We start from the raw sequence: 10,427 nt of genomic DNA, 5'->3' as shown, positions 1-10,427 counted from the left end.
GGCCGGGTGCGGCGGGCCCCGTCAGCGGATCGGACGGTGGACGTTCTCCCGTTCGCTCGGTCCGGGTGTGGCGTCCGCGATCCAGGGGCCGTCCCCCGAGGGGTCGACGATGCCCTGTTCCAGCCATTCGTACGTACCCGCGAGGACGCCCTTGACGACCTTGCGGTCGATGTCGTCGGTGTTGGTCCACAGCCGGTCGAAGAGTTCCCCGACCCGGATGCGGGACTGGCGGCAGAAGGCGTCGGCGAGCTGGTAGGCCTCGCGGCCGTGGTCGCCCTGGCTGCGCAGCAGTTCGGCGCGGACACAGGCGGCGCTCATCGCGAACAGCTCCGCGCCGATGTCGACGACCCGGCCCAGGAAACCCTGCTTGGTCTCCATCCGGCCCTGCCAGCGGGACATGGCGTAGAACGTGGAGCGGGCGAGCTTGCGGGCGTGCCGTTCGACGTAGCGCAGATGGCCGGAGAGGTCGACCTCGCGCTTGAACTGGTTGTACGAGACCGGGAGCTGGCCGGGTCCCGCGACCAGCTTCGGAAGCCACTTGGCGTAGAAGACGCCCGCGTTCGCCCCGGCCCTCGCCTTGTCCGACAGGGACTTCTCCGGATCGATCAGGTCGCCCGCGACCGACAGGTGCGCGTCGACCGCCTCGCGTGCGATCAGCAGGTGCATGATCTCCGTCGAGCCCTCGAAGATCCGGTTGATGCGCAGGTCGCGCAGCATCTGCTCGGCGGGTACGGGGCGCTCGCCGCGGGCGGCCAGCGAGGCGGCGGTCTCGAAGCCGCGGCCGCCGCGGATCTGGACCAGTTCGTCGGCCATGAGCCAGGACATCTCGGAGCCGTACAGCTTGGCGAGGGCGGCCTCGATCCGGATGTCGTTGCGGTCCTCGTCCGCCATCTGGGAGGAGAGGTCGACGACGGCCTCCAGGGCGAAGGTGGTGGCGGCGATGAAGCTGATCTTGGAGCCGACGGCCTCGTGGTGCGCGACCGGCTTGCCCCACTGCTCGCGTACGCCCGACCACTCGCGGGCGATCTTCAGGCACCACTTGCCCGCGCCCACGCACATGGCGGGCAGGGAGAGCCGTCCGGTGTTCAGGGTGGTCAGTGCGATCTTGAGGCCGGCACCCTCGGGGCCGATGCGGTGGGCGGCCGGGACGCGCACCCGGTGCAGCCGGGTGACCCCGTTCTCCAGTCCGCGCAGGCCCATGAAGGCGTTGCGGTTCTCGACGGTGACGCCCTCGGAGGCGGCCTCCACGACGAAGGCGGTGATGCCGCCCTTGTGCCCCTCGGACTTCGGTACCCGGGCCATCACCACGAGGAGGTCGGCGACCACGCCGTTGGTCGTCCAGAGCTTCACGCCGTCGAGGATGTAGTCGTCCCCGTCCGGGACGGCGGTGGTGGCCAGCCGGGCCGGGTCGGAGCCGACGTCGGGTTCGGTCAGCAGGAAGGCGGAGATGTCGGTACGGGCACACCGGGGCAGGAAGGTGTCCTTCTGCTCCTGGGTGCCGAAGAGCTTCAGCGGCTGCGGCACGCCGATCGACTGGTGGGCGGAGAGCAGCGCGCCGATCGCCGGGTTCGCCGAGCCGACCAGGGCGAGGGCCTTGTTGTAGTAGACCTGGGTGAGGCCGAGGCCGCCGTATTTGGTGTCGATCTTCATGCCGAGGGCGCCGAGCTCCTTGAGCCCGTCGATCACCTCGTCCGGGATCCGCGCGTCGCGCTCGATGCGCGCCGAGTCGATCCGGGTCTCGCAGAAGTCGCGCAGCTTGGCCAGGAACTCCTCGCCGCGTTGCGCGTCCTCGTCGGCGGGCAGGGGGTGGGGATGGATGAGGTCGAGCCGGAAGCGGCCCAGGAACAGTTCCTTGGCGAAGCTGGGCTTGCGCCAGTCCTGTTCCCGGGCGGCCTCCGCCACCTGACGTGCCTCACGCTCAGTGACGGTGGGTTTGCTGGTTGGTGCGGTCATGAGGCTCACCTCGCCGCGAATAGGGATCTTGGGGGACGTTCGTTACCGACCGGTGCTACTGGATCGTTGGTACCCGAATCCGGACGTGCCCACCAGCCCTCGTGCGCCGTTCAGTGGATGTCGGGCCCGCCCTGCGCCGCTCCCCCGTGCGGGTGACCCCCGTGACCGTGAGAACCTTCGTGCTCCGGGGGGCGGCGCGGTCCGCGGGGGCGGCCGTCGCCGGACAGGTCGTCGAGGGAGACCGGCGTCACGGGAAAAGCAGTCGAAGCGCTTCGACAACCTATGGACACCCATCCCCGCTGAAGCTACTGTCGAACCACCCCCCACCCGCCCTTACTCGTCATGCGCACTGTCGAAGCGCTTCAAAAGCTTGGAGAGCTGGATGGTCACCCTCGCCGAGGTCGCCCAGCACGCCGGAGTCTCGGCGAGCACGGTGAGCTATGTCCTCAGCGGCAAGCGGTCCATCTCCGCGACCACCCGGCTGCGGGTCGAGCAGAGCATCCGGGAGCTCGGCTACCACCCCAACGCCGGCGCCCGCGCCCTGGCCAGCAGCAGGTCGAACATCATCGCGCTGATGGTCCCGCTGCGCACGGACATGTACGTGCCGGTGATGATGGAGATCGCCATCGCGGTGGCCACCACGGCCCGCACGCACGGGTACGACGTCCTGCTCCTGACCGGCGAGGAGGGACCCGACGCCGTCCGCCGCGTCACCGGCAGCGGGCTCGCCGACGCGATGATCCTCATGGACGTCCAGCTCGACGACGAGCGGCTGCCGCTGCTGCGCGGCTCCGGCCAGCCCTCCGTCCTGATCGGCCTGCCCGCCGACACCACCGGGCTGACCTGCGTCGACCTGGACTGGAGCGCGACCGGCGCCCTGTGCGTGGAGCATCTGGCGAAGCTGGGACACCATGACATCGCCGTCATCGGCGAGGCTCCTGCGGTGTACGAGCGGCACACCGGGTTCGCCGAGCGCACGCTCGACGGACTGCGCGCGCGGGCCCGGGAACTGGGCCTGCGGGTGCTGCACCGGCCGTGCGAGGGCGGGTACGACGCGATGGCCGTGACCCTGGCCCGGATCCTCGACGAGCGACCGGGCACCACGGGGTTCGTCGTGCAGAACGAGTCGGCCGTCGAACCGCTGCTCGCCCTGCTGCGCCAGCAGGGCCGCGCCGTGCCCGAGGACGTCTCGGTGGTCGCGATCTGCCCGGACCAGGTCGCCGTCCAGGCCTCGGTGCGGCTGACGTCCGTGGGCATCCCCGCTCCGGACATGGGCCGGCACGCCGTGGAGCGTCTGATCGCGACGCTCGAAGGCCGGGCGGCCGGCGAAGTGGTCCTGCTCGCGCCCGAGCTGACGGTCAGGGCGAGCTCGGGACCGGCGCCGGCCGCATCCTGAGACCGGCGGCTCCCGGCCCCCGTCACCGGACCGGCGCGCGGGCGCCGGCCCGGCACCGCGGTCAGCCGCCGCTGACGGTCAGGCTGTTGGCGGCGAAGTCCAGGCCGCCGGAGGACGAGGTGATCTCGAAGCCGAACTGCACGTCACCGATGGTCTCGTTGCCGAACCAGCCCTTGGTGTCCTTGATCCATTTGAGGATCGGCAGGATGTTGACGGTTCCCGAGGACGAGTTCGAGGTGCGGACGAACGAGAAGACGTCGTTGGCACCGTTGTTGCCCTTGTAGACGGTCCAGGTGTGGCCGCCGAGCGTCAGGTTGCCCTGCGAGGTGCCGAGCGGTCCGACGGCACCGGTCTTGTTGACCCAGAGCATGATCTCGTAGTCGTAGTCGGTGTCCCAGATGTCGTACGACGTGTTGTACGCGCCGGAAGACGGGACGGTGACGTTGTAGCTGCTGGTCAGCGAGGTGAGCGAGGTGATCGACTTGTTGATCACCTTCTTGGAGTTGGGGTAGGCCTTGATGCCGCCGGTGTTGGGGTGGTTGGCCCAGACGCCCCAGTTGGTGCCGGAGTTGGCCCAGATGCACTGGCTGCCGGCGCCGGAGCCCCAGATGTCGTTGTAGAGCGTGTAGCCGTTCAGGGTGGTGCTGCCCCACTGGTCGCAGGAGGACCAGACGGCGGCGGAGGCGGGCGCCGCGGCGAGGCCGACGGTGGCGCCGAGCGCGAGGGTGGGGGCGAGCAGTGCCATGACGGCCCGGACGGACGTTCGTGTTGCCATGGTGTCCCTTCCATGGGTGGGGGGGAGGTGCGTGGGGTCACCACGTCCTCAGGGTGAGGACGTGCTCTTCTCCGGCGACGAGGTCGAGCGGCCGCGCGCCGCCGGAAGTCCTGAGTTCGATGCGGCGGGTGCGGGCCGGCCGCAGCACGGCCGTGACGCCCTCGGGGCTCCAGGTCAGGTCGAGCCCGGCGCCGAACCGGGTACGCACACCGCGCAGTTCGCCCGCCGGACGGTCGGCCGGGAGCGCGGGCAGCAGCACCAGCCGGTCGGGGGTGGACTGCACGAGCATCTCGATCAGCACCGCGGGCAGGGTGTGCGCGGCGTCGGCGTTGTAGACGCTGCGGGCGGGGTAGTGGGCGCCCATCAGGGAGTCGTGGAAGTAGTCGCCGCCGAGCACGTCGGCGAGCGCGTGCGCGACCCGGTCGGCGTCCCGCAGCCGGGCGGCGATCAGCGCGTGGTGCAGACGGCCGTGCGCCGAGTCGTTCTCCGCACCGCGCAGGGCGAGGGCGCGGTGGGCGGCCGCGGCCAGGTCCGGGGTGTCGTAGGGGTTGATCTCGTCGAGCGGCCAGACGCCGTACAGATGGCTGAGGTGGCGGTGGTCGTAGGTGTCGTCGAGTCCCGGGCGGGCCCATTCGGCGAGCGCGCCGTCGGCGTTGACCCGGTGCGCGGGCAGCCGGCCGGCGAGGGCGCGCAGCCGGTCGGCGCGCTCGGGGTGGTAGTCGGCCGCGGTCAGCAGGGCGTGCCGGGCCGCGGAGAGGTCCATGGCCGCGTCGAGGGCGCCCCAGCTCCCGCCCGCGGGCCGGTTCTCCGGCGAGTAGGACGGCACGACCACGAGCCGGCCGTCGTCGTCGGTGCGGGTGAGGAAGTCCTCGTAGAACAGGGCGGTCTCGGCGAGCGCGGCGGCGGTGCGCGGGTCGCGGGTGCCGTGGCTGTCGTCGTGGTCGACGAGCGGCTTGAGCAGCCAGTCCGCCCCGGCGGTCCACAGGTGCAGGGGGTACTCGCGGCTGAAGTGGTACGAGAGCCCGGACTCGCCGTCGGTGTGCGCGGGCGCCACCACGCCCCGGGCGCCGAAGACCGCGCGGGCGTTGTCGCGCCAGTCCGGCAGTTGCCGCTGGACCAGGGAGGCCTGCGCCTCGGTGACCTCGGGCAGGTCGGCGGGGACGGCGGAGGCGGTCTGGAGGTTGAGGTTGGCGTCGGTGGTGAGGGCTCCGGACCAGGCGGTGTCCCAGTCGCCGGTCCACAGGCCGGTGAGGCGGGGCGGCAGCAGACCGGACGCGGACAGCAGGTGGTAGCGGCCGGCCGCGAAGAGCCGTTCCAGGAGTGCCGGGTTTCCGGGCTGCCGCAGCAGCGCGGAGCCCGGCAGGGCGCGGTCGGCCGGGTCGGCGCGCAGGTCGAGGGTGACCCGGCGGTAGGCGGTGCGGTGGTGGGCGAGGTGACGGGCCAGAAGGTCCGGGTAGGGCTGTGCGCTGAGCAGGGCGCGCAGGGCGCGGGCCTCCTCCGCGACGTCCGGCTCGCCGGTGTGCCGCCGTACCCGGGTCAGCAGCAGCACCGAGGCGGCGCCCTCGATCCGCACGCCCGGCGGGGTGAGGGTGGTGCGGCCGCCCTCGACGGCCACCAGGGTCACCCCGGTGTAGGCGCGGTCGCTGCCGGGGTAGCGGACGCGCAGGGTGAGCAGGGCGCCCTCGGGGGTGCGGACGGCACCGTGGCCGACGGCCAGGCCCGCGGGCGCGCCGGGCAGCCGGTGGTCGAGGGAGATGTCCTGGGTGAGGTCCGGGGCGGTGACGTGCTGGACGATCACGTCGTCCGCGCGGGAGACGAAGACACGGCTGGTCCGGCCGTCGCTGTGGGCGGTCGTCTCGCCGGTGGCGAAGTCGACGGTACGGCGGTACGGGGCCGGCGTGGCGCGGCCGCGGGCCCGGGGGCGGGGGCCGCCGGAGCCGCGCAGTTCGGTGCGGAAGGCGGGGTGGAACGGCTGGACCCATTGCAGGGGCCGTCCGTCCGTGAAGCTCTCGGCGGCGGTCAGGTCGCCGGCCAGCAACCGGTCCTGGAGCGCGGGCAGTTCGGCGGCCAGTTCGGGGGGCCTGGCGTGTTCGCCGCCGTTGGGGCGGACCAGGGCGTGATGGGTGACGACTACCCGGTCGACGTCCGGGTCTCCGAACACGAGTGCGCCGTGGTGGCCGTTGCCGCTCAGGAAGGCGTCCTCCCAGCGGGCGGCCGGAGCGGGCTCCCAGGTGCCGTGGACGGGACCGGACGTCATGGCTTGAGCACCGCCGCTCCGTAGCGGCCGAGGGTGAGCCGGCCGGTGACCGTGTCCCCGGTCAGCAGGTCCCGGTGGGTGCCCGGGACCTCGACGGTGACCGGGTCGCGGCCGTGGTGGAGCAGGAACAGCAGCTCGCCGCGGCGTACGGCCTCGACCCCGGCGGGCAGACCGGCCAGCACCGGCCGGACCCCGGCGTCGTCGGCGACGACACTGAGCAGACCTCGCAGCGCGTCCGGCTCGGGCAGCGTCGAGACGTACCAGGCGCGGCCGCGGCGCAGGACGGCGGGCAGTCCGTCGAGTTCGCCGCCCTGGTAGGGGACCGTCTCGCCGACGTCGTCGGCCGCCTCGATCTCCTCCGACCACAGCGTGCCCAGGAAGCCGTCGCACGCGACGGTCTCCCCCGCGTCCAGCGGCCACCACTCGTGCAGGACGCGGATGCCGAACAGGGTGCGCAGCCGGGCGTCCATGCCGCCGGGGCGCACCCGGTCGTCCTCGTCCGCGATACCGGTGAGGAACCCGGCGACGAGGGTGCCGCCGCCGTCGACGTAGGCGAGGAGGTTGTCGACCGCCGCGTCCGTGAGGAGGTAGAGCTGGGGTACGACGACCAGGGCGTAGCCGGTCAGGTCGTGCTCGGGGTGGGCGAAGTCGGTGGCGACGTTCGCCTCCCACAGGGCCCGGTGCCAGGCACCGAGGACGGCGGCGGGGTCGACCTCGGCGGAGGGGCGGCCGTCCTGGACGCCCGCCCACCAGGCGTTCCAGTCGTGCAGGACCACCACCTCGGCGCGGCTGTGGCGGCCCGCCACCTCGCCGCCGATCAGGGCGAGTTCGGCGCCGAGCCGTCTGATCTCCTGGTGGGACCTGCCTTCCTCGCCGGCGTGGCCGAGCATCGCGGAGTGGAACTTCTCCGCGCCCTGCCGGGACTGGCGCCACTGGAAGTAGCAGACGGCGTCCGCGCCGCGGGCCACGGCCTGGAGCGACCACAGCCGGTCGAGTCCGCGCGGCTTGGGACGGTTCACCCGGCGCCAGTTGACCGCGCCCGCCGCCTGTTCCATCAGCATCCAGGGGCCGTTCGCCTGGGACCGGGTCAGGTCCTGGACCAGGGCGCCGTGCTGGGCGCCGAGGGGGTCGCCGGGGTCGGGATAGAGGTCGACGGAGACGACGTCCTCCTGCCCGGCCCAGCGCCAGCCGTCCTGGCCGATCCACAGCGGCATGAAGTTGGTCGTGACGGGGATGTGCGGGGTGTGCCGGGCGACGATGTCGCGTTCGGCCGTGTAGCACTCCAGGAGCATGTCGGAGGTGAAGCGGCGGAAGTCGAGCACCTGGGCGGGGTTGTGCAGGTAGTGGGCGCGGCGCGGGGGCAGGATGCCGTCCCAGGTGTCGTAGCCCTGGCTCCAGAAGGCGGTGCCCCAGGCGGTGTTGAGGGCGTCGAGGCTGCCGTACCGGGTGCGCAGCCAGCGGCGGAAGGCGGCGGCTGCCTCGTCGCCGTGGTCGGTGGTGCAGTACTCGTTGTTGATGTGCCACAGGGTGAGGGCGGGGTGGCCGGCGTAGCGGGCGGCCAGGTCCTCCGTGATGGCCGCGGCGTAGTGGCGGTAGGTGGCGCTGGAGTGGGAGAAGTGCTGGCGGCCGCCCCACCACTCGGTCCGGCCGTCGGCGTCGCGGGGCAGGGTCTCGGGGTGCAGCCGGCCCAGCCAGGGCGGGGGCGAGGAGGTGGGGGTGGCGAGGACGACCCCGATGCCGCCCTCGTGCAGCAGGGCCATCAGCCGGTCCAGCCAGCCGAACTCCCGTGCTCCCGGCTCGGGTTCGAGTCTCGCCCAGGAGAAGACGCCGACGGTGACGGAGTTGACACGGGCGTCCCGCATCAGCCGGACGTCCTCGGCCCAGGTCTTCTCGGGCCACTGCTCGGGGTTGTAGTCGCCGCCGAAGAGGATGCGGCCGCGGGTGACGTCGTCGAGGCGTGGCATCAGCCCTTCACCGCGCCCGTCAGCATGCCCTTCCTGAAGTGCTTCTGGACGAAGGGCGACAGCACGGCGACCGGCAGCAGCGCCAGCACCATGACGGCCATCTGCACGGCCAGTCCCGACAGTTCACCGGTCTTGATGGCCTGTCCGAGGCCGACCGGGGCCTCCTGCTTCTGCACCAGCTGGATCATGACGTTCTGCAACGGCATCATGTCCTGGTCGTTGAGGTAGAGGGAGGCGTTGAACCAGGCGCTCCAGTAGCCCACGGCGTAGAAGAGCGTGATCACCGCGAGGACCGCGCGCGAGAGCGGCATCACGATCTGCCAGAGGATGCGCAGGTCGCCCGCGCCGTCGATGCGCGCGCTGTCGATGAGTTCGGGTGAGATGCCCATGAAGAAGCCGCGCAGCACCAGGATGTTGAAGACGCTGATCGCGCTCGGCAGGATCAGCGCGAGATAGGTGTCGGTCAGGCCCAGGGACTGCACCAGCAGATAGGTCGGGATGAGACCGGCGCTGAAGAACATGGTCGCCAGCAGCGTCATCAGGATCCAGCGGTGGCCGAGCGAGCCGGTGCGGGAGAGGCCGTAGGCGCACAGCACGGACACCGCCATCGAGAAGAGCGTGCCGACCACGGTGATCAGGATGCTGATGACGGCGGCGCGGGTGACCTGGCCGCCGCCGAGCAGTTCCCGGTAGGCGACGAAGGTGATGCCCTTGGGCACCATCACCAGACCGCCGGCCTGGTCGATGGTCCTGCGCGAGGAGAGGCTGGTGACCAGGACGATCCAGAGCGGGAAGAGGATCCCCAGGCAGGCCAGCGCCAGGACCAGGCCCTTGCCGGCGAGGCCCGCCGGGCTGGGGGCCTCCTCCCAGACCGGGCGTGGCGGGGCGACCCACCGGCCCGGTCGGTGCGCCGGGCCGCGCCCGGAGCCGAGTCCCGAACCGCGCCCCGAACCGCGCCCGGAGCCGCGTCCCGGGCCGTCGCCCGACGCGGGTACGGCCGCGCTCGCCGGTCTGCCGGTCGTGGCGGTCATTTCCGGTACACCCCCTGCTCGCCCATGAGATGGGCCACCTTGTTCGCGGCGAGGACCAGCCCGAGGCTGACCACGCCCTTGACGAGACCGGCGGCGGCCGCGTAGCCGAAGTCCTGGTTGCGTACGCCGTTCCACCACACGAAGGTGTCGAGGACCTCCGCGGCGCCCGGTCCGACCGCGTCGCGTTGCAGCAGGATCTGCTCGAAGCCGACGGTCAGGGCGTCACCGACGCGCAGCACAAGGAGCAGCGCGATCACCGGGCGCAGGGCCGGCAGGGTGACGTGCCACATCCGCCGCCACCGGTTCGCGCCGTCCATCGCGGCGGCCTCGTACAGGTCGGGGCTGACCGAGGCCAGGGCGGCGAGGAAGACGATGATCCCCCAGCCCGCGTCCTTCCACACGCTCTGCGCGGTAACGAGGAACTTGAAGGTCGCCGGGTCGGTCATGATGTCGAGACCGTCGTACCCGTGCTGCCGGAGCAGCTGGGAGAGGAGCCCGGCGCCGCCGAAGAGCTGCTGGAAGACGGCGATGACCAGGACCCAGGAGAAGAAGTGCGGCAGGTAGAGGACCGCCTGCGAGATCGCCCGGATCCTGGGCCTGACCACGCTGTTGATGAGCAGCGCGAGCGCGATCGGCACCGGGAAGTACAGCACGAGCTGGAGGACGAACAGCACCAGCGTGTTGCGGACCGCGCCCCAGAAGGCCGAGTCCTCGAAGATCCGCTGGAAGTTCTCCAGACCGACCCAGGGGCTGTGCAGGATGGAGACGATCCCGTTGTCGCTGACGTAGGGGTCGTACTCCTGGAAGGCGACGACATTGCCGAGGATCGGTATGTAGTTGAAGAGCAGGACCAGCACGACGGCCGGCAGGGTCATCAGGAGCAGCACGCGGTCGCGTCGCAGCCGGTGCCGCAGGCCCGGCTCGCCCGGGGGCCGCGCCCGCCGCGCCCTGGTGCCACCGCCGGACGCCACCGGGGTCGTACCCGTCGTGTCGGCCTCGGTCCCGCTCCGAGGCACCGTGCTGTGGGACACGCCGTTCTCCTCGTCTCGCC

At 71.9% G+C, this 10,427-nt stretch carries 7 protein-coding genes; 1 reads left to right on the top strand and 6 read right to left on the bottom strand.

What is annotated here, in order from left to right; genetic code table 11:
• Nucleotides 1-21: 21 nt before the first annotated feature.
• Entirely contained in the window at nucleotides 22-1,953 is a 1,932-nt protein-coding gene (locus ABT085_RS14320) for an acyl-CoA dehydrogenase family protein (protein WP_351606244.1), read from the bottom strand.
• Between the two features lie 382 nt (nucleotides 1,954-2,335).
• Between ABT085_RS14320 and ABT085_RS14315 the strand changes: the two genes are divergently transcribed.
• The gene (locus tag ABT085_RS14315) at nucleotides 2,336-3,349 is read left to right on the top strand and encodes a LacI family DNA-binding transcriptional regulator (RefSeq protein ID WP_351606242.1); all 1,014 of its coding nucleotides are present in this window, start codon (nucleotides 2,336-2,338) and stop codon (nucleotides 3,347-3,349) included.
• Between the two features lie 61 nt (nucleotides 3,350-3,410).
• On the opposite strand, the gene ABT085_RS14310 is transcribed toward ABT085_RS14315, so the two are convergent.
• Genes ABT085_RS14310 through ABT085_RS14290 form a run of 5 tightly spaced genes read right to left on the bottom strand, consistent with a single transcriptional unit; the run spans nucleotide 3,411 to nucleotide 10,407 of the window.
• Nucleotides 3,411-4,124 (bottom strand): glycoside hydrolase family 12 protein, encoded by a 714-nt coding sequence (locus tag ABT085_RS14310; protein ID WP_351606240.1) that lies wholly within the window; start codon nucleotides 4,122-4,124, stop codon nucleotides 3,411-3,413.
• A gap of 37 nt (nucleotides 4,125-4,161) precedes the next feature.
• Nucleotides 4,162-6,381, bottom strand: a complete 2,220-nt coding sequence (locus tag ABT085_RS14305) for a glycosyl hydrolase family 95 catalytic domain-containing protein (RefSeq protein ID WP_351606237.1) — start codon at nucleotides 6,379-6,381, stop codon at nucleotides 4,162-4,164.
• Complete coding sequence (locus ABT085_RS14300; protein ID WP_351606235.1) at nucleotides 6,378-8,345, bottom strand: beta-galactosidase; 1,968 nt, start codon at nucleotides 8,343-8,345, stop codon at nucleotides 6,378-6,380. The genes ABT085_RS14305 and ABT085_RS14300 overlap by 4 nt, the downstream gene beginning before the upstream one ends.
• Complete coding sequence (locus ABT085_RS14295) at nucleotides 8,345-9,376, bottom strand: carbohydrate ABC transporter permease (protein WP_351606233.1); 1,032 nt, start codon at nucleotides 9,374-9,376, stop codon at nucleotides 8,345-8,347. The genes ABT085_RS14300 and ABT085_RS14295 overlap by 1 nt, the downstream gene beginning before the upstream one ends.
• The gene (locus tag ABT085_RS14290) at nucleotides 9,373-10,407 is read right to left on the bottom strand and encodes an ABC transporter permease (RefSeq protein WP_351606231.1); all 1,035 of its coding nucleotides are present in this window, start codon (nucleotides 10,405-10,407) and stop codon (nucleotides 9,373-9,375) included. Before ABT085_RS14290 ends, ABT085_RS14295 begins: the two co-directional genes overlap by 4 nt.
• Nucleotides 10,408-10,427: the final 20 nt, after the last annotated feature.

The sequence above is a fragment of the Streptomyces sp. NPDC002265 genome (genome assembly GCF_040296125.1).
GTDB lineage: Bacteria > Actinomycetota > Actinomycetes > Streptomycetales > Streptomycetaceae > Streptomyces.
Note: the sequence above shows the minus strand (reverse complement) of the source record. Positions and strands in the feature narration are given on the sequence as shown.